We start from the raw sequence: 18,839 nt of genomic DNA, 5'->3' as shown, positions 1-18,839 counted from the left end.
CACTCGACCGCCTTCGCCGGCGCGGGAACAGCGACGACAGCGGTCCGCGCCGTGGACGCGAACTACCCTGAGAAAGGGCCGAGTTCACGCCGCGTCAAGAATCAGCATACGTACCCCATGCCGGTCCGACGACAGCCGCCGCCCTCTTGATGTGATCGCGCCAGCGGTGTCTTATAGGTACAGACCAATCCCGTCGAGGGAAGGCAGGACCGTGCGACGCGTCCCCCACGCGCTGATCTGCGGCTCGCTGCTCGTCCTGACGTCCTGTGGGCTGGGCGGACAGAGCGGCATCCAGGGCGGAAAGCTGCCCTCGGCACCGATGGGCGTCACCGCCGCGGCGGGCAGCGCTACCAGCGTGCACGTCATGTGGAACCGGGCTTCCGGGGATCCCGAGGTCTCCCAGTACGTGGTGTATCACGGCATGACGAAGCTCAAGGAAGTACCGGGTGCGGAGTACATGGTGGATATCACCAGGCTCAAGCCGTCCACGACGTACGTCTTCACGGTCCGCGCGCTGAACACCGACGGGAATCCCGGGCCGCCCAGCAAGCAGGTCCGCGCCACCACACCGGCAGCCGTCGCGGCCGACGACAAGGCCCCGTCCCGCCCCGGCAGTCCGAGCGGGAAAGCGGTCGGGAGCGGAGCGGCACAGCTGTCCTGGGAGAAGTCGACGGACAACCGTGGCGTGGCCTCGTACGACATCTATCAGGGCGGCTCGAAGATCCACAGCGTGGGCGGCGGGCAGACCGCGACCGTGGTGACCGGGCTGCGGCCCGGCACCAGCTACTCCTTCACCGTGAAGGCGCGTGACGCGGCGGACAACGTCTCGCCCGCGAGCGGCGCTGTCCGGCTCACCACCGCGCCCGGTTCGGACGACGGGAAGGGCACCGCGCCGACCGACTTCCGCGTCGCCACCCATCTCGCCGACGGGGCGTACTACCTCGATCTGGCTTGGGTTCCGCCGGACGCGGGCGGGGTGATCACGGAGTATCAGATCGATCTCGACGGGCAGGACGCGACCTCCCTCGTCTGGGGTGGCACCGCGCCGAGCGACGAGGCGACGTACAGCTTCTATGTGGGACGTGACGCCGGAGTCACGTACCGGGTGCGGATGCGGGCGAAGCTGCCGGACGGCACCTGGGGCGGGTACTCGGTGGAGCGGACGGTGACGACGGGCAGCAAGGGATAGCCGCGACCTGGGGTTCCCCATACGACCCAGAGGGACGCCGCTACCGCGTCATCCACCCTTCCTGCGGTGCTCGGCCGTCGGCCGGACGATGGAATCCGTCACCTGCCCGGTCCCCGTCCGCATGCGGGCCGGGCCAAAAACACGTTGGCTCTCCTTGAAGGCAGCACGGGCCTTTCCAATCCTCGGCGGCGCATCGGATGTACCGCCAACCGTGCCGCTGGAGGGCAGTCCTATGCGTACTACTCAGATACTTCTCCGCTCCGGCCTGACCGTGGCCGCCGCCGCTGCGCTTCCGCTCACCCTGGCCGCTTCGTCGGCCGTCGCAGTGGGTTCGGGGATCTCGGTGAGCACCAGCGGTTCCACGGTTTCGGTCACGACCAGTGCCTGTCCCAGCAAGGGCAGCAGCTTCGGCAATGCCTCGCTGCTCTCCAGTGGACAGGGAAGTTTCGCCCAGGGGAAACAGGTGGCCCTGACCGGGACGAGCACCAGTCAGGCGGCGTCCTGGTCGACTGTGAGTGCCGGCACCTACACGGTCATCGTGGTCTGCCAGGACGGGACGACGGCGGGCACCCAGTCCATCGTCGCGTCGGCCGCCTCGACGCCCAGGGTCTCCGCGACGCCGTCGCTCGGGGTCATGGGCGGTCTCGGCGGAGCCGCCAAGGACTACGGCGCCGTCACCCTGGTGGGCGGCGCGGCGCTGGTGGCCACGGGCACGATCGCGGGGGCCTGGTTCCTGCGCCGCCGGGCCAAGCCGCACCGGCTCTGATCCGGGGTTCGTCACCACGGCGGCCGTCCACCGACTCCGGTCGGCGGGGCGGCCGTCTACTCGTGCGCGGGCAACTGCTCGAACTCCTCCAGTGCGTGGGTCAGCCACTGTGTCCAGAAGGTCTCCAGGTCGATTCCGGCGCGCAGGACGAGGTGCCGCAGGCGGTCCTGCGGGGTGTCCTTGCCGGGCGGGAAATCACGCGCCTGGATCTCCTCGTACTCGGCCAACTGCCGCTCGTGCAGGCCGAGATGGCGGCGCAGGTCCGTCTCGATGCCCGTGGTGCCGACGACGGCCGAGGCGCGCAGGCGCAGCAGCATCGTGTCGCGCAGGGGCTTCGGGTCCTGGGACGCGGCGGTCCAGCGGGCGAGTTCGTCACGGCCCGCGGGCAGAACCTCGTAGCTCTTCTTCTGCCCCCGGGCCGGCTGCTCGGACGGCAGGGCGCGGATGTGGCCCTCGGCCTCCAGTTTTCCCAGCTCGCGATAGATCTGCTGATGCGTCGCCGACCAGAAGTAGCCGATCGACTTGTCGAACCGCCGGGTCAGTTCGAGGCCCGATGACGGCCTCTCTAGCAGGGCGGTGAGGATCGCGTGCGGGAGTGACATGGGGTCATCCTAGGGACGGGTCGCAGGGCCCCTACAGCGCCGCCGCCAGCTCCGTGCCCTGCTTGATGGCGCGCTTGGCGTCCAGTTCGGCGGCCACGTCGGCGCCGCCGATGAGGTGCACGTTCACGCCCGCGGCGAGCAGTTCCTCGTACAGGTCACGGCGCGGGTCCTGCCCGGTGCAGAGCACGATCGTGTCGACCTCCAGGAGTTGGCTGTGCCCCTCGACGGTCACATGCAGCCCGGCGTCGTCGATCCGGTCGTACTGGACGCCCGGGACCATGGTGACGCCACGGTGCTTGAGCTCCGCGCGGTGGATCCAGCCGGTGGTCTTGCCGAGTCCGGCACCGACCTTGGAGGCCTTGCGCTGAAGGAGGTGGACGGTGCGGGGCGGGGCGGGGCGCTCGGGGGCGGCGAGACCGCCGGGCAGGCGGTAGTCCAGGTCGACACCCCAGTTCCGGAAGTACGCCGCCGGGTCCTCGCTCGCCTTGTCGCCGCTGTCGGTCAGGTACTCGGCGACGTCGAAGCCGATGCCGCCGGCGCCGAGGATCGCGACACGGTCGCCGACGGGGACGCCGTCGCGGAGCACGTCCAAGTAGCCGACGACGCTGGGGTGGTCGACGCCGGGGATCTCGGGGGTGCGTGGGCCGACGCCGGTCGCGACCACGACCTCGTCGTATCCGGAGACGTCCTCGGCGGTGACGCGGATGTTCAACCGCACGTCCACGCCGTGCAGTTCGAGCTGTGTGCGGAAGTAGCGGATCGTCTCGTCGAACTCCTGCTTGCCGGGGACCTTGCGGGCCACGTTGAGCTGTCCGCCGATCTCCCGCGCCGCGTCGAACAGCGTGACGTGGTGGCCGCGCTCGGCGGCGGAGACCGCGCAGGCGAGTCCGGCGGGACCCGCACCCACCACGGCAACTCGCTTGCGCAGCTTGGTCTGTGAGAGGACGAGTTCCGTCTCGTGGCAGGCACGCGGGTTCACCAGGCAGGAGGTGATCTTGCCGCTGAAGGTGTGGTCGAGGCAGGCCTGGTTGCAGCCGATGCAGGTGTTGATGGCCTCCGGCCGCCCGGCCCGCGCCTTGGCGACGAAGTCGGGGTCGGCGAGCATCGGGCGGGCCAGGGACACCATGTCGGCATGGCCGTCGGCGAGCAACTGCTCGGCAAGCTCAGGGGTGTTGATGCGGTTGGTGGTGACAAGGGGGATCGAGACGGCGCCCATGACCTTCTTGGTCACCCAGGCATACGCCCCGCGCGGCACCGAGGTCGCGATGGTGGGGATACGGGCCTCGTGCCAGCCGATGCCGGTGTTGATGATCGTCGCTCCGGCGGCTTCGACGGCCCGGGCGAGCGTGATCACCTCCGCCAGGGAGGAGCCGCCCGGCACCAGGTCCAGCATCGACAAACGGTAGATGATGATGAAATCCTCGCCGACCGCCGCCCGCACCCGCCGGACGATCTCCAGCGGGAAGCGCGTGCGGTTCTCGTACGAGCCGCCCCAGCGGTCCTCGCGTTTGTTGGTCTGGGCGGCGATGAACTCGTTGATCAGGTAGCCCTCGGAGCCCATGATCTCGACGCCGTCGTAGCCGGCCTGCCGCGCCAGCCGGGCGGCGCGCGCGTAGTCGTCGATGGTCTGCTCGACCTCGGCGTCGGTGAGCGCGCGCGGTGGGAAGGGGCTGATCGGCGCCTGGAGGGCGCTCGGCGCGACCAGGTCCTGGTGGTAGGCATACCGCCCGAAGTGCAGGATCTGCATGGCGATCTTCCCGCCCTCGCGGTGCACCGCGGCGGTGATCTCCGCGTGCTGCCCGGCCTCCGCCTCGGTGGTCAGCTTGGCGCCGCCCTCGTACGGCCGTCCCGCCTCGTTGGGCGCGATGCCGCCGGTGACGATGAGGCCGACACCGCCGCGGGCCCGGGTGGCGTAGAACTCCGCCATCCGCTCGAAGCCCCGCTCGGCCTCTTCCAGGCCCACGTGCATGGAGCCCATGAGCACGCGGTTGGGCAGTGTGGTGAAGCCCAGGTCGAGCGGGGTCAGCAGGTGCGGGTATCGGCTCATGGGGCGGCCCTTCGTGCGCGGCGTCTTGTGTCTGTTGTAGACGACGGGGCACATCTTGTGCAACTAGTTGCACAATGCCGTAGCTCACTTCTCCCAGGCGCCGGATGGCGGAGGAACCGAAGGGCGTGACTAGGGCCTGGTACCGATCACGACGTTGGCGTACAGCTCCTCGGAGACGGCCAGTCGGCCTGTCAGGCCGCTGCGGGTGAAGACCTCGACGGCCCGGGACGCCTGGCGTTCGCTCGTCTCGACGAGGAGGCAGCCGCCGGGAGCCAGCCATTGGGGGGCCTCGGCCGCGACGCGGCGCAGGACGTCGAGCCCGTCGGAGCCACCGTCGAGGGCGACGAGGGGTTCGTGGTCGCGGGCCTCCGCGGGCAGCAGGCCGACCTCGTCGGTGGGGACGTACGGCACGTTGGCGGCCAGGATGTCGATGCGGCCGCGCAGGGTGTCGGGCAGCGCCGCGAAGAGGTCGCCCTCGTGGACGTGACCGGAGAAGGGGGCGACGTTGCGGCGGGCGCAGCGCACGGCGGCCGGGTCGATGTCGGCGGCGTGCAGTTCCGGCTCACTGAGGGAGGCGGCCAGGGCGGCACCCACCGCGCCCGAGCCGCAGCACAGGTCCACGACGAGGGACGCGCCCCGCGCGAGGGCGACCGCCTGGTCGACGAGGAACTCGGTGCGGCGGCGAGGCACGAAGACGCCCGGATCCACGGCGATGCGCAGACCGTGGAACCCGGCCCAGCCGAGGACGTGTTCAAGGGGAAGTCCCGCGACGCGCCGGTCCACCATGGTGGCGATGTCGTCCGGAGTACCGGCGGTGGAGAGGATCAACTCCGCCTCGTCCTCGGCGAAGACACAGCCGGCGGAGCGGAGTGCGGCGACAACGGAATCAAAAACGGGGGGCAGAAGAGGCATGGAAGCCGAGGGCCTTTCGGTGAGCCGAAGGGCGCTCTCTCGCGGCCGCCGCCTACGGGCGGTGAGCCGCGTTGCCTTGAGGTGAGAGCACCCGACCTGACCTAGCGGTAATGGGTCTCACCTCCTGGGCAACTCAGTGGCTGGGGAGATCCGCAGCCGACGCGGCAAACACTAACAGGATCGGTCGGACGGCAACCGTCTCCGCCGGCTCTTCCTCGACCACCGGAACCTCCACTGGTTGACAGATGCAACTCCCACTCCAGGTTGTACTGTGCAACTAGTAGCGCGAGGGAGGTTCCCATGAAGGTGGCCGAAGAGCCCGAAGAGCCCGTTGTCACCGCCGCCGACACGGCCGTCGAGACCATCCAGCGCGAGATGACCGCCTTCGCCCGGCGGGCCAGGGCGTCGGCCGGCCGTATGCACCCCGAGCTGTCCCTGGTCTCGTACACCCTGCTCGGCCATCTGGAGGAGCAGGGCGGCTGCCGTGCCACCGACCTCGCGACGCACTACGCGCTGGACAAGTCCACGGTGAGCCGGCAGGTGGCCGCGCTGGAGCGGTCCGGACTCATCGAGCGGCGGCTCGACCCGGAGGACCACCGCGTGCAGGTGCTGCATCTGACGGAGACGGGCACGGAGATCCTCGCCCAGGTGACCGCGAGCCGCCGGGTGGCCTTCCGTGAGCGGCTCGCGGGCTGGCCCGAGGAGGATCTCGCGCGGTTCGCCTCGTATCTGCTGCGCTACAACGCGGCGGCGACGGACGAGCCGGACGGCGACTCGCCCGCGCGCGCTTAGTTAGGCCTCGGCGTGCTCCGGTACGCGCGCCGCCGAGAAGAGGGTGTTGCGACGGAGCCGGAAGCCCAGTGACTGGTAGAGGCGGATGGCGTTGGTGTTGCTCGCGGCGGTGTGCAGGAACGGGGTCTCGCCGCGTTCGCGGATGCCGTGCGCGACGGCCAGGATCAGCCGGGTGGCCAGGCCCTCGCCGCGAAAGTCCGGGTCGGTGCAGACCGCGCTGATCTCGGTCCAGCCCGGCGGGTGCAACCGCTCCCCCGCCATGGCTATCAGGGCGCCGTTCCGGCGTATCCCCAGGTAGGTGCCGAGCTCGACGGTGCGCGGCAGGAAGGGGCCGGGCCTGGTCCGTTCGACCAGGTCCAGCATCTCGGGTACGTCGGCGGCGCCGAGCCGTACCGCTTCGGGGTCCGGCGCCGCGGCGATCCCGTCGTCCACCAGCTGGACGCCCTCGATGCTGAGGGTCACCTCCCAGCCGTCCGGGGTCTGCCCGGTATAGCCGGCCAGCGGGGCGTCGCCGCCCGGGCCGACCAGCGCTGCGAGGTCCGCCCAGTCGTCGGCACCCGGGTCGTCGGGGAGGGCCAGCCACGGCGATACGTCCAAGGGGTAGCGCAGGACACGTCCGCGGCGTTCGGCGAAGTGGGCGTGCGGGCCGGTCAGCGCGCCGAGCGCCGGATTGTCCAGGGGATGCGCGCTCATGCGCCGACCTCGATCACGATCTTGCCGCGCGCATGACCTTCCTCGACCGTGCGCAGGGCCTCGCCGGCGCGGTCGAGCGGGAAGGTCTGCGTGACGAAGGGCTTCAGCTTGCCGTCGACCACGAGCTTCGCCACCTCGTCGAGCACGGCGGCGTTGCGGGCCCGTTCGACGGGCACACCTCCGAGCCGTGCGACGGTCCGCCGGTCGGCAGCGGTGATCAGCTTCGCGGGGTCCGTGAGCAGCGTCGCCGCGGCTTCCAGGACCTCGCCCCCGACCAGGTCGAAGACGGCGTCCACACCGTCCGGCGCCGCCCCGCGCAAGCGCTCCGCGAGGTCCGGCCCCGACGGGACGTGCACGGCGCCGAGCGACTCGACGAAGTCCTTCTTGCTGTCGCTCGCGACAGCGATGACCCGCACCCCGAGGGCGCGCGCGATCTGGGTGGCCGCGACGCCGACGCCGCCGCCCGCTCCGGTGATCAACAGCGTCGCGCCGGAGGGCAGTGCGAGCTGGTGGATTCCGTCGTACGCGGTCGCCGCCGCGACGGGCAGGGTCGCGGCGTCCGGGTACGCCAACTCAGTGGGCTTGTGCGCGGTCACGGCCACGGGAAGCAGGGTGTACTCGGCGTATCCGCCGGCCACTGGGTTCCCGAAGACCTCGTCCCCCACGGCGAAGCCGGTCACGTCGGCGCCGACCTCCTCGACGACCCCCGCGACCTCGTTGCCGAACACTGCGGGCAGCTCGCGCGCCGGGCCCCCTGCGGGGCCGTAGCCCGTCCGCAGCTTCCAGTCGACGGGGTTGACGCCCGCCGCGCGGACCGCGACGAGTACCTGGCCGGGGCCCGGCGTCGGCCGGTCCAGCTCCACCAGGGCCTCGGCCTCCGGGCCGCCGTACCGCGTGAAGACGTACGCCTTGGGCATGTGCTCTCTCACTCTCCTTCGCTGTCACCGGTTGCCGGGACCACTGTCACCTGCTGCAGCAGTAAGGGCCACCGGCATCGGCAATAGCGGCAAGGAAGATCACGGCGCGACTATTCCCGGGCCTTGGCAGAGTTCATATGTCCGCAATGATCGGGGCCCTCGGCGGCCCGGGCATGGTCGACGGCCACGTACGGTTGAATCCGTAAGCACTGATCGCGCTCGTCGCCCCCGGCGGCCTGGAGGCACCACCCGTATGAACGCCACCCGAGTGAACGTCACCCGAGGTTTCGCCGGGCGCCCGCGCGTCCACAACACCGGACTGCCGCCCGGCCAGTACGACGCGGGCGACGACTGGCCCGTTCTGTCCGCCGAGGTCACCCCCGGCCTGGCGCCCGCCGACTGGACCTTCCGGGTCGACGGACTGGTGGCCGGGCCGCGCAGCTGGGACTGGGACGAGGCGCACGCGCTGCCCGCGTCGGCGTACGAGGGTGACATTCACTGTGTGACGAGCTGGTCGAAGTTCGGCGTGCGCTTCGGCGGGGTGTCCCTGGACACGTTCCTGGACGTCGTACGCCCGGACGCGACCGCCACGCACGCGGTGGCCTACTCGCACACCGGGTACACCACGAACCTCCCGCTCGCCGACCTGACCGGCGGCCGCGCCTGGATCGTGTGGGAGTACGACGGGAAGCCGCTGCCCACCGAACACGGTGGCCCGGCGCGGCTGATCGTGCCTCACCTGTACTTCTGGAAGAGCGCCAAGTGGATCGCCGGCCTGCGGCTCCTCGACCACGACGAACCGGGCTTCTGGGAGCAGAACGGCTACCACGCACGCGGCAACCCCTGGGAAGAGCAGCGCTACTCCGGTGACTGAGACGACGACCGAGACCTTCGTGCCGCGCACCGACTTCGCCGTGCCCGGTCGGATCGCCGTGAGCGACCGGGCCGCGGCAACCTGGCAGACCGCGACGCTCACCGGGATCCGCCGGGAGACGCCCTACGCCTCCACGTTCCGGTTCGCGGTGCCGCAGTGGATGGGGCATCTGCCCGGGCAGCATCTGATGCTGCGGCTGACCGCCGAGGACGGCTATGTGGCGCAGCGCCACTACTCCATCGCCTCTCCGCCCGACGACGACGGACACGTCGAACTGACCTTGGACCATGTCGAGGGCGGCGAGGTCTCCGGCTGGTTCCACACCGTGGCCGAACCCGGCGACTCGGTGCAGGTGCGCGGCCCGCTCAGCGGCTTCTTCGCCTGGCCCGGTGACCGGCCCGCGCTGCTCATCGGCGCCGGCTCCGGCGTCGTACCGCTGATGTCGATGCTGCGGCACCACCGCACGCGCGGTCTGGATGTGCCGCTGCGCCTGCTCGTCTCGGCGCGCGGTCCCGAGGAGCTGATCTACGCGCGGGAGTACGGCGAGGAGACGACGACCGTCTTCACGCGCGGTGCGCCGGACGGTGTGCCGGTAGGACGTATGGCTGCGGCACATGTGGCGCCGCTCCTGGCCGAGCAGCCGCCTGGTGGCTGGGAAGCCTATGTGTGCGGCTCCAACGGGTTCGCGGAGCACGTGTCGCGGTTGCTGGTGGAGGCCGGTCAGCCGGTGGACCGGATCCGTATCGAGCGATTCGGCTGAGGCACTCTTGCTGTGACCTGGTGGCCCGCCGTCAGCTGTGCGGCACCACCGCCACCGGACACATGGCGTGCTGGATGAGCGAGTGCGCGGCTCGGCCAAGGCCTTCCCCCGACCGGCGCCCGGTGACCAGCAGGCCGGCCCGGGTGGAGGCCTTCAGCAGATGGTGCCCGGGGTGGCCGTAGATCACCTGTTCGGAGACGGTCGTCTCCGGGAACTTGTGGCGCCATGGCTGCAACGTGCTGGTCAGCACGTGCCAGGTGCCGTCCTCCCGCTCCGCCGTGGCACCGGACAGCGGCATGCCGGGCGCGTGGCCGCGCGGCGGAGGCACGGTCCAGGTGTGCACGACGTGCAGGGGGGCGGAGCGCACGGCGGCCCTGTCGAAGGCGTACCCGATGAGGTCGTCGGCCGGGTGACTCAGATCGAGGCCGAGGACCACCGGCAGATAGGGAGCCGCGCTCGGCGGTGTGCCGTCGACCGTCGGCATCCGTTCGTCCTCGGGGAGTTCGCCCGCCCGCACGACGACGACCGGTCCTTCGGCGCGGGCCGTGACAACGAGAGCGACCGAGCCGACCAGGAAACCCGCGAACCCGGTCGGACCGCGTGAACCAAGAACCAGGGTCTCGGCCTCCAGGGCCGCCGCGAGCAATGCCGGCACGGCGGGTGTGTCGGTGCTCCGCGCGATGATGTCCAACGACGGGTGGGCGTAAGCCAGTTGGATCGCGGCCCGGTCGAGTGCCGGACGGGTGTACGCGGCCGGAACGTCGACGTCCGGGATCCGTACACGCACAGCCGGTGCCGGCGCCGCGTGCAGCAGACGCAGCGGGAGGCGGCGGCGCTGGGCCTCCCGGGCGGCCCAGTCCGCCGCGTCGAGACTCGCCCGCGAACCGTCGATGCCTACCGTGATGGTGCGGATGCAGGAGTTCATGGCGGGTGCCTTTCGGATGTCGGAGCAGGCGGCTCCCGGATATCGGGGCGGGTGGCGGGCAAGGCCGTCTGCCAGGCCCCGCCGGTGCTGGGCGGGTTCCACAGCGGGCGCCGATCAGTCGTGCGGGGACGGATTCTCCCGTGATGCGCGGCCGCCGGAAAACAGAGTCTGGCGGCCCTGGCGATCGCTCACGTACGGTGTGATCATCCGCACCCCGATACCAAAGGTTGTCCTTCATGGCCCTGTTCGACCTCCCCCTCGACGAGCTCCGCGACTACCGGAGCGCGTCCGTCGAGCCCGAGGGTTTCGACACTTTTTGGGCCAAAACACTCCAGGAGGCCCGCGAACACGAGCTCGCCGCCCGCTTCGAGCCTGTCGAGACACACCTGAAGACGGTCAAGGTGTACGACGTCACGTTCGCCGGGTTCGGCGGGCACCCGGTCAAGGGCTGGCTGACGCTGCCGGCCTGGGCGGACTCACCCCTGCCCGCGGTCGTCGAGTTCGTCGGGTACGGCGGCGGACGCGGCCTTCCGCACACGCATCTGCTGTGGGCGTCGGCGGGATTCGCGCACCTCGTGATGGACACGCGCGGTCAGGGCAGTGCCTGGGGCGGCGGCGGGACGCCTGATCCGGTGGGCAGCGCGTCCGCGTACCCCGGATACATGACCCGGGGTGTCGACGCCCCCGAGAACTACTACTACCGCCGGGTGTTCACGGACGCGGTGCGCGCCGTGGAGGCGGCCCGCTCGCACGACCTGGTCGACGCGGCGCGCACGGCGGCGGTCGGCGGCAGCCAGGGCGGCGGCATCTCCATCGCGGTGGGTGGTCTGCTTCCCGACCTGGCGGCGGTCGCGCCTGACGTGCCGTTCCTGTGCGACTTCCCCCACGCGATCAGGCTGACGGACCGCAACCCGTACCGGGAGATCGGCAACTACCTCAAGACGTATCGCGGCCGCACCGACGAAGTGCTGCGCACGCTCTCCTACTTCGACGGCGTGCACTTCGCCGCGCGCGGCCGGGCGCCGGCCCTCTTCTCGGCCGCCCTGGAGGACCAGACCTGCCCGCCCTCCACGGTTTTCGCGGCGTTCAACGCGTGGGCGGCCACGGACAAGGCGATCGAGGTGTACGACTTCAACGACCACGAGGGCGGCGGCACCTACCAGGAGGCCGCCAAACTGCGCTGGCTGCAGTCCTACCTCTGAGGACGTCCCGGCCCGCCTACCCCCGCGGTACGACCGTGGCCAGAACGGCAGGCAGCGGGTACCAGTCCGCGGAGACTACGGTGGCGTGCTGTCCGGCCAGCAGGGCAAGGCGGTCGAGGGCCTGCTGCTGGGTGGGGTTGGTGCCGTCGATGGCCGGGGGCACGTTCTGGGCGTCGCTCATGACCACGAGGTAGTGGCGGTCGTCGTACCAGGCGGTGTCGATCGTGCCGTTCGCGTAGGTCGCGGCATCGCCGTCGAACACGACGAGCCACGGGCGGATCGTGGCATCCGTGTAGCGGGTGCGGGGGTCGCCGGTGGCCGCGTTGTGCACGGCGGGGAAGGCGGCCGCCTCGCGCAGGCGTCCGGCGGCGGCGAGGTCGCGCAGGTAGGTGGCGTACTCGCGGTCCGTCCACAGCGTGTCGAAGGGGTTGCCCTCCTCGACCGTGCCGGGGATCAGCTCGACGATGAACTTGCCCGCCAGGGCCGAGCGCGCGGGCCAGCCGTCGGCGCGGACGGCCGTGTCGAGGTCCGGGTGGGAACCGACGACGTCGGCGGGCCGGAGCAGGGCGTCACCGAGCTTCGAGGTGAGCAGGGCGTCCAACTGGGCGGGACCGCGGCCGCTGGTGCCCAGGAAGCCGTCCTTCATCTCGATCTTGAGCTGGATGGGCCGGTGTCCGGGGTTCGCGTCGTGCCAGGCCTTGATGTCGGCGAGGCAGCCCGAGAGGTTGCTGTTGGTGGCCTTGGTGCGCAGTTCGGACGCGTTGGCCGCGTTCACGCAGTTGTTGTCGTTGCCGAACGGGTTGTCGTGCGCGACCCGCCAGGAGGCGCCGAACACATTGGTCCACACGTCGAGTTCGAGCATTCCTGCGCCCGAGTCGAGGGCGTCGGCGAAGTACGGGTACTTCGTCTTCTCGTAGGCGTTGTGGACGCCCACGGAGGTGCTGGACGAGTACGACAGGTCGGCGGCTGTCGCCTGGGGGCCCGTGGCCAGGGCCAGCACGCTCGCTGTCGCCACCGCGATGCCGGTACGTGCCAACACCTTCACATGTCTCCGCATTGTTCCCGTGCCTCCTGCGTCTCATCGGTCAACTGAGCAGCACAGTACGGGTGTTGGGTGGACTTCGGGAGATCACGCGATGACGAATGCGATGCGGGCGCCACTACCCCGTCCGACCAGTCGGTACGTCGCCTGCGGTACGGTCGACCCGCCCGGATCCGACTCCGGGCCTCCCTATGGGCGACGGAGGTCCCATGTCCCAACACGCGCCGCACGCTCAAGGCCACTGCGACCCGCGTTTCTCGGCGGTGCGCACCGCCTTCGAGTCGAACTTCGGTGACCGCGACCAGCTGGGCGCGGCGGTGACGGTCACGCTAGACGGCGAGACCGTGGTGGACCTGTGGGGCGGCTGGGCGGACAGGGCACGCACCCGGGCCTGGGAGCAAGACACCCTGGTCAACGTGTGGTCGGCGTCGAAGGGTCCAACTGCCCTGTGCGCGCACATCCTGGCCGATCACGGGCTGCTCGACCTCGATGCCCCGGTGGCCGCGTACTGGCCGGAGTTCGCGGCGGCGGGCAAGGAGTCGGTGCTGGTACGGCACTTGTTGTCGCACCGCGCGGGGCTCTCCGGGCTGCGTGAGCCGCACTCTCTGGCGCAGCTTCTGGACTGGGAGCTGACCGTCGAGCGTCTTGCGACGCAGGAACCCTGGTGGGAGCCGGGGTCGCGGTCCGGGTATCACGCGATCATGTTCGGCCACCTGGTGGGCGAAGTGGTGCGGCGGGTTTCGGGGTTGCTGCCGAGCGCGTTCCTGGAGCGGGAGGTGACCGGGCCGCTCGGGATCGACTTCACCATCGGACTGCCGGAGAAGGAGTCGGAGCGGGCGGCCGAGCTGGTGCGGCCGCCGACCGCTTCGACCAGCAAACGGGCTGCGGACTACGCACAGTTGGCGCCCGCGGCGCTGGCGGCCCTCACCAATCCGCCCGTCAGCGCCACCGACGCCAACACTCCACAGTGGCGGGCCGCCGAGATCCCGGCCGCGAACGGCCATGGCACGGCGCGAGCGATCGCCGCGCTGTACGGGATCCTTGCCGGGCGGGGCCCGTACGGCTCACCGCGGGTGCTCTCACCGAAGGCCGCCGAGCGGGTGCGCGAAGGACAGGGCAGCTGCCGTGACCTGGTGGTGGGTGCCGGGTTCAAGTACGAGACGGAGATCGGGCTCGGGGTGTGGCTGAGCGGACCCAACGGCTTGTACGGGCCCAACCCGAGGGCTTTCGGACATGACGGCTCCGGTGGCTCCTGCGGTCTCGCCGACCCGGAGGCGGGCATCTCACTGGGGTACGTCATGAACCGCATGGGCCCGCACATCGCCGACGACCCAAGGAAGATGGCGCTTGTGGACGCCCTGTACAGCGCCCTCTGAACGCGCCCTCGCCGCCCGGGGGCAGCGGGCTGAAATCGGCCGAACTACCCGACCACCCTTCCCCGGTGGTTTAGACCAATGCTTAGATCTGGTAGCGCAATGAGCCCGCACGGCTACGTTTCGTCACCACGTCTGGGTTGTCACTACACGTTTGTCTTTTCACACGCAGGAGGGGCGCGGACATGGCCCGCACCGCCCACCCATCCGACCACGAGCCCCGTTACTCGCGGATCGCCGCACAGTTGCTCGGCGATCTACGCGACGGGACCATACCGCCCGGCGAACGCCTGCCGGGAGAAAGGGAGTTGGCCAGTCGGTTCGGCGTGAGCCGCGAGACCGTACGACAGGCGCTGAATATGCTGCGGCGCGGCGGTCTGGTCTCCACCGACCGGCGCGGCAGCCACGCGACCCTGCCCGGCAGCACGGCCGAGCACGTCCCGTCACTGGACTTTCCCCTGGGTGCGCACACCACCGAACCGGGCACCGTCCAACGGACCACGGTGACGTGGGAGACTCCCCCACCGGAACACGCGAACGCCCTGGGACTCGCCCCGCGGCTGCCGACCCTGGTGCATCGCTACGAGTGGGCCGCGGCGGACGGGAGCGGACAGCGTATGGCCGTGACGTCCTTCTCCGCCGTCGCGGTGACCGAGGTCGAGGAGCTGGCCCGCTACCGCGACCGCGCCGACGGCACCGCTTCGGCGCAACTGGGGCGCGCCTACGACTGGATGCGCAAGGCGGGGCTGGCCCTGCACCACCGGGACTCGATCACCCAACTCCCCCAGTCGGTGAAGGTCACCCGGCGCGTGCACGACCAGTACGACCGGCCACTGGAGATCACCGACCTTGTCGTGGACGCCCAACAGGACGCACTGGTCTACGAGTTCACCCTGCCGGCGGCCGGGTGAGGAGCCCCCGGGGCGACGGAAGCAGGAGCTGAGGGTCGCCGTGGTCGCCGTGGTCGCCGTGGACCGTACGCCGGTACCGGACCTTCCCGAAACTGGGCATCCCCTCGCGTCCGGCGTTGCGGGACGCGTTGCGCACTCCAGGATTCCTGGGGACTATGACATAAGCACATAAATGTGCGAGGTAAAGATGCAGTCATCGGACCGATTCCATAAACACCACACATCGTCGGCGTCGAGGCATGACCACCAACGACGCACAGCAGATCAGAGGCGCCAACGCCACCGGCCGTGTCCCGGTCGTCCTCGTCCACGGTCTGTGGCTGCTCCCGAACGGCTGGGACCGGTGGGACGCGCACTCGAGCAGGCGGGCTCGCCCCTGTCGGCCCGTGGACCGAGGCGAACCGGCGTACTCTCGAAAGGGAAGCCTCATGAGCACGTTCACCACCTCTGACGGCACCGACATCTACTACAAGGACTGGGGCACCGGTCAGCCCGTCGTGTTCAGCCACGGCTGGCCGCTCGACGCGGACGCGTGGGACGGGCAGTTGAAGCTGGTCGCCGACAACGGCTTCCGTGCCGTGGCACACGACCGCCGCGGGCACGGCCGCTCCGGGCAGCCGTGGCAGGGCAACCACATGGACCAGTACGCCGACGACCTGGCGGAGCTCATCGAGTCGCTCAACCTCAACGACGCGATCCTGGTGGGGCATTCGACCGGCGGCGGCGAGGTGGCCCGCTACATCAGCCGGCACGGCTCCGCGCGGGTCGCCAAGGCGGTGCTGGTGGGCGCGGTCCCGCCGCTGATGCTGAAGACGGACACCAATCCGGAGGGCACGCCCATCGAGGCGTTCGACGAGATCCGCGCCGGGGTCGCGGCGGACCGTTCGCAGTTCTTCAAGGAGCTGAGCTCGCCCTTCTACGGCGCCAACCGCGAGGGCTCCACGGTCTCGCAGGGCAAGCGTGACGAGTTCTGGCTCCAGGGTATGCAGGTGGGGCTGAAGGCGGCGTACGACTGTGTCGAGCAGTTCTCGGAGACCGACTTCACCGAGGACCTGGCCCGGATCGACGTACCGACTCTCGTCGTGCACGCCGACGACGACCAGATCGTGCCGATCGCCGCGGCGGGCCTCAAGACGGCCCAGCTCGTCAAGGACGCGACCCTGAAGGTCTACCCGGGCGGCTCGCACGGCATCGTAGGCGCGTACGAGCAGGCCTTCAACGGCTACCTCCTCGACTTCATCCGCAGCTGATCGAACGACGCGGAACGCGACGGCGGCGTGACGGTCCGCAACATCCGCAACGTCCACATCTGGGCAGGCCTGCCCCGAGCCGACGGTCGGGGGCAGGCCCGTTGTTGTCAGAGTTGCCCGACCGGCCCTGGTGCGGCGGCGCGCCGGGCCCATCCGGAAAGCCCGAGCGACAGTGCGGTGCCGACCACCAGCACCGCCACCACGACCCACGCCGCGTAACCGACCGCGTCGCTGAAGGCGACCCGTGGGTCGCTGACCTGGGTGACACGGTCGTCGAAGCGCGTGGTCATCAGCGTGCCGAGGATGCTGGTGCCAAGGACGGCGCCGATCTGCCGGGCGGCGTTCACCGTGCCTCCCGCCTCGCCCTCGCGGCCCCGTGGGACGTGACTGACGGCGAGTGCGGTGGACGGGGCGTTGGCGAGACCGCAGCCGAGGCCGAAGAGGGCGAGGGCGGCGGCGTATCCGCCGAACGTCGTTCCGGCCTCCACGCGTGCGAAGAGCGTGGCTCCGATGGCCGCGGTCAGCAGCCCCACGGTGATCAGCGTGCGCGGTCCGAGGCGGCGTACGAGCAGTCCCGCGAGCACCGAGGCAGCGATGAACGTGCCGAATTCCACGAGGAGTTGAGTGCCCACCTGGAGCGCGCTCAGCCCCCGGACCCGTTGCAGCCACAGCACCTCCAGGACGGCGAGGCCGACGAAGGCGAACAGGACGGTCGCGGCGAGCAGCAGCGAGCCGGCGTAGGAGGGGTCGCGCAGCAGGCGCAGGTCGATCATCGGGGCGGTGCGGCGCAGTTCGATCGCCGCGAAGGCGGCGAGGAGCACGACCGCTGCGGCGGCGGCCGTGAGCGCCCGGCCGGAGCCGTAGCCGTGGTGGCCGCCGTCGATCAGCCAGAAGACCATCAGAGCGAGACCGCCCATGGACGTCAACTGTCCTGCCCAGTCGAAGCGTTGAGCCGGGTTCCGGGACTCCTCCACATAGCGGAGTGCGACCGCGGCCCCGAGCGCGGCGACGACGAGGTTGAGCCAGAACGCGGTGTGCCAGCTCCACCAGCGCAGGGCGAGGCCCGCGGTGACGGGGCCGATGGCGAGGCCGAGCCCGGAGGTGGCCGCCCAGGCGGCGATCGCTCCGGCGCGGCGCCTCGGGTCGGGCACGGCGTGCGTGATGAGCGCGAGGGAACTGGGCGTGATCAGCGCGCCGCCGAGGCCCGCGACCGCCTGCCCGACGAGAACGATGGCCAAGCTTCCGGCGAAGACCAGGATCACACCGCCCACCGCCATCGCGGCGGCCCCGACGAGGAAGACGCGTCGCCGCCCCCAACGGTCGGCCAGCGCGCCCGCTCCCAGCACGCAGGACGCGACCACCAGCGTGTACATGCTGGCGACCCACACCAGGTCTGCCGAAGCGATGTGGAGGTCGTCCTGTACGGCACTGAGGGTACCGATGGTCTGCGTGGTCTGAAGGAAGACGGTGAACAGGCCCAGGCAGGCGGCGATCAGGACCGGCAACGTATGGCTGCCGTGCGTGACCTGCGGACCGGACTGCTCGCGGAGGTCAGTTGCCATGGTTCAGCCCACCCGACAGCGCGGCCCGTTCGTCTCCGGGATCCTTGTCCTGCACGTCCTTGTCCTGCACGTCCTTGTCCTGCACGCCCTCGCCCTGCACGCCCTCGCCCTGCACGCCCTTGCCCTGCGCGCCCTGAACCACACGGGCCTGCCTGGCTACGGCCAGCAGCCGGCCGTCCGCCGACCACACCGCGCTGTCGTCGATGGCCCAGCCGCTGCCGGCCTGCTCGGTACGGATTCGGACCAGGGCCCAGCCCTCCGAAGCGCCGGCATCCAACGCGTCGGTGAAATGGACGGTCAGCTCCGCGGTCGGCACGGGGCGCGGGGTGCGCCAGCGCGCGTAGAGGGCGGGCGGCAGGACGTCGGTGAGGGTCACGACCGCGCCCGCGTCCAGGGGCCGGTCGTCGGCGAACCGCACCCACGCGAGGAGTTCGGCCTTCTCGCCTCCGGCGAGCGGCAGGTCCTCGGTGGCGGGGCGCAGCTCCACCTGTTTGGCGAAGGGCGCCAGCCCGACGGGCAGGTCGAGGAGCGGGCAGTCCCCAGGTCTCGGCACTTCGGGGGCGGTCCGGCCCTCGTAAGACGGTCCCGGGCGGCCCGGGCCGAACACCGCCGAGCCGACGAGCACCGGTTTCCCGTCCTGGTGGCCGGTGAACGCGCAGGTCGAGACGCGACGTCCGGCCGACGGGAGGGTCATGGAGAGGGCGATCGGGCGCGCGTCGACCGGCGCCAGGAAGTGGGTGGTCAGGGCACGCGCGGGGCGTATCCCTCCGTCGGTGGCACGATCCCGTACGGCGGCTAGCGCGGTGGCCGCTACATGTCCACCGTGTGCGCCCTCCCAGGACCACCACAGGGGGTCGATACGGGCCACGGCGTCATTCGTGGCATGGGTGATGTTCGTGGCGTGCGTGCTGCTCGTGGCGTGCGTGCTGTCGGGTGGTGCGGCCGTCATCGCGGTTCCTCGCACAGTCGGTTCTGGGGTGAGCCTTGAGACTGGGTCTCGAGGTGCTTGGTTTGGAAAGCAG

Annotated in this window: 18 protein-coding genes; 9 read left to right on the top strand and 9 right to left on the bottom strand. The window is 70.6% G+C overall.

The genetic code is table 11. The features are described 5' to 3' along the window. Positions 1 to 211: 211 nt before the first annotated feature. Together AB0N66_RS31715 and AB0N66_RS31710 are read left to right on the top strand one after the other, a co-directional pair. On the top strand, positions 212 to 1,189 hold the full coding sequence (locus AB0N66_RS31715; RefSeq protein ID WP_365441475.1) for a fibronectin type III domain-containing protein: 978 nt from the start codon (positions 212 to 214) through the stop codon (positions 1,187 to 1,189). Positions 1,190 to 1,421: 232 nt separating this feature from the next. Beyond that, complete coding sequence (locus AB0N66_RS31710) at positions 1,422 to 1,955, top strand: hypothetical protein (protein ID WP_365441473.1); 534 nt, start codon at positions 1,422 to 1,424, stop codon at positions 1,953 to 1,955. A gap of 56 nt (positions 1,956 to 2,011) precedes the next feature. Here the strand turns inward: AB0N66_RS31710 and AB0N66_RS31705 are convergent, their stop codons facing one another. The 3 genes from AB0N66_RS31705 to AB0N66_RS31695 form a co-directional block, all read right to left on the bottom strand. After that, entirely contained in the window at positions 2,012 to 2,557 is a 546-nt protein-coding gene (locus AB0N66_RS31705) for a PadR family transcriptional regulator (RefSeq protein WP_365441471.1), read from the bottom strand. Positions 2,558 to 2,588: 31 nt separating this feature from the next. After that, positions 2,589 to 4,604, bottom strand: a complete 2,016-nt coding sequence (locus tag AB0N66_RS31700; RefSeq protein ID WP_365441469.1) for an NADPH-dependent 2,4-dienoyl-CoA reductase — start codon at positions 4,602 to 4,604, stop codon at positions 2,589 to 2,591. A 129-nt stretch (positions 4,605 to 4,733) separates the two neighbouring features. After that, entirely contained in the window at positions 4,734 to 5,516 is a 783-nt protein-coding gene (locus AB0N66_RS31695) for a putative protein N(5)-glutamine methyltransferase (RefSeq protein ID WP_365441467.1), read from the bottom strand. A 300-nt stretch (positions 5,517 to 5,816) separates the two neighbouring features. On the opposite strand from AB0N66_RS31695, the gene AB0N66_RS31690 reads away from it, so the two are divergent. Further along, positions 5,817 to 6,308 carry a MarR family winged helix-turn-helix transcriptional regulator gene (locus AB0N66_RS31690; RefSeq protein WP_365441465.1) on the top strand — a complete coding sequence of 164 codons (492 nt, stop codon included), beginning with the start codon at positions 5,817 to 5,819 and terminating at the stop codon, positions 6,306 to 6,308. Here the strand turns inward: AB0N66_RS31690 and AB0N66_RS31685 are convergent, their stop codons facing one another. Together AB0N66_RS31685 and AB0N66_RS31680 are read right to left on the bottom strand one after the other, a co-directional pair. Then, positions 6,309 to 7,001 carry a GNAT family N-acetyltransferase gene (locus tag AB0N66_RS31685; RefSeq protein ID WP_365441463.1) on the bottom strand — a complete coding sequence of 231 codons (693 nt, stop codon included), beginning with the start codon at positions 6,999 to 7,001 and terminating at the stop codon, positions 6,309 to 6,311. It lies immediately after the preceding gene. After that, positions 6,998 to 7,918, bottom strand: coding sequence for an NADP-dependent oxidoreductase (locus AB0N66_RS31680; protein ID WP_365441461.1), 921 nt, complete (start codon positions 7,916 to 7,918; stop codon positions 6,998 to 7,000). Before AB0N66_RS31680 ends, AB0N66_RS31685 begins: the two co-directional genes overlap by 4 nt. Before the next feature lie 268 nt (positions 7,919 to 8,186). On the opposite strand from AB0N66_RS31680, the gene AB0N66_RS31675 reads away from it, so the two are divergent. Further along, positions 8,187 to 8,792, top strand: coding sequence for a sulfite oxidase-like oxidoreductase (locus AB0N66_RS31675; RefSeq protein ID WP_365441636.1), 606 nt, complete (start codon positions 8,187 to 8,189; stop codon positions 8,790 to 8,792). Beyond that, complete coding sequence (locus AB0N66_RS31670) at positions 8,785 to 9,552, top strand: ferredoxin reductase (RefSeq protein ID WP_365441459.1); 768 nt, start codon at positions 8,785 to 8,787, stop codon at positions 9,550 to 9,552. Before AB0N66_RS31675 ends, AB0N66_RS31670 begins: the two co-directional genes overlap by 8 nt. Before the next feature lie 31 nt (positions 9,553 to 9,583). Here the strand turns inward: AB0N66_RS31670 and AB0N66_RS31665 are convergent, their stop codons facing one another. Beyond that, positions 9,584 to 10,477: a universal stress protein gene (locus AB0N66_RS31665; protein ID WP_365441457.1), complete on the bottom strand. Its 894-nt coding sequence runs from the start codon at positions 10,475 to 10,477 to the stop codon at positions 9,584 to 9,586. A 236-nt stretch (positions 10,478 to 10,713) separates the two neighbouring features. Between AB0N66_RS31665 and AB0N66_RS31660 the strand changes: the two genes are divergently transcribed. Then, positions 10,714 to 11,679, top strand: coding sequence for an acetylxylan esterase (locus AB0N66_RS31660; RefSeq protein WP_365441455.1), 966 nt, complete (start codon positions 10,714 to 10,716; stop codon positions 11,677 to 11,679). A 16-nt stretch (positions 11,680 to 11,695) separates the two neighbouring features. On the opposite strand, the gene AB0N66_RS31655 is transcribed toward AB0N66_RS31660, so the two are convergent. Beyond that, positions 11,696 to 12,736 carry a phosphatidylinositol-specific phospholipase C domain-containing protein gene (locus AB0N66_RS31655; RefSeq protein ID WP_365441453.1) on the bottom strand — a complete coding sequence of 347 codons (1,041 nt, stop codon included), beginning with the start codon at positions 12,734 to 12,736 and terminating at the stop codon, positions 11,696 to 11,698. A 194-nt stretch (positions 12,737 to 12,930) separates the two neighbouring features. On the opposite strand from AB0N66_RS31655, the gene AB0N66_RS31650 reads away from it, so the two are divergent. The 3 genes from AB0N66_RS31650 to AB0N66_RS31640 all read left to right on the top strand — a co-directional run bounded on the left by AB0N66_RS31650 (position 12,931) and on the right by AB0N66_RS31640 (position 16,255). Continuing rightward, positions 12,931 to 14,097: a serine hydrolase domain-containing protein gene (locus tag AB0N66_RS31650; protein ID WP_365441451.1), complete on the top strand. Its 1,167-nt coding sequence runs from the start codon at positions 12,931 to 12,933 to the stop codon at positions 14,095 to 14,097. A 182-nt stretch (positions 14,098 to 14,279) separates the two neighbouring features. Then, positions 14,280 to 15,005, top strand: a complete 726-nt coding sequence (locus AB0N66_RS31645; RefSeq protein ID WP_365441449.1) for a GntR family transcriptional regulator — start codon at positions 14,280 to 14,282, stop codon at positions 15,003 to 15,005. Positions 15,006 to 15,433: 428 nt separating this feature from the next. Then, entirely contained in the window at positions 15,434 to 16,255 is an 822-nt protein-coding gene (locus AB0N66_RS31640; RefSeq protein WP_365441447.1) for an alpha/beta hydrolase, read from the top strand. A 107-nt stretch (positions 16,256 to 16,362) separates the two neighbouring features. Here the strand turns inward: AB0N66_RS31640 and AB0N66_RS31635 are convergent, their stop codons facing one another. Both AB0N66_RS31635 and AB0N66_RS31630 read right to left on the bottom strand, forming a co-directional pair. Next, entirely contained in the window at positions 16,363 to 17,817 is a 1,455-nt protein-coding gene (locus AB0N66_RS31635) for an MFS transporter (RefSeq protein WP_365441445.1), read from the bottom strand. Beyond that, the gene (locus AB0N66_RS31630; protein WP_365441443.1) at positions 17,807 to 18,766 is read right to left on the bottom strand and encodes a thioesterase family protein; all 960 of its coding nucleotides are present in this window, start codon (positions 18,764 to 18,766) and stop codon (positions 17,807 to 17,809) included. The genes AB0N66_RS31635 and AB0N66_RS31630 overlap by 11 nt, the downstream gene beginning before the upstream one ends. Positions 18,767 to 18,839 lie beyond the last annotated feature (73 nt).

Origin of the sequence: Streptomyces sp. NPDC093544 (assembly GCF_040683495.1) — a bacterium.
GTDB lineage: Bacteria > Actinomycetota > Actinomycetes > Streptomycetales > Streptomycetaceae > Streptomyces.
Note: the sequence above shows the minus strand (reverse complement) of the source record. Positions and strands in the feature narration are given on the sequence as shown.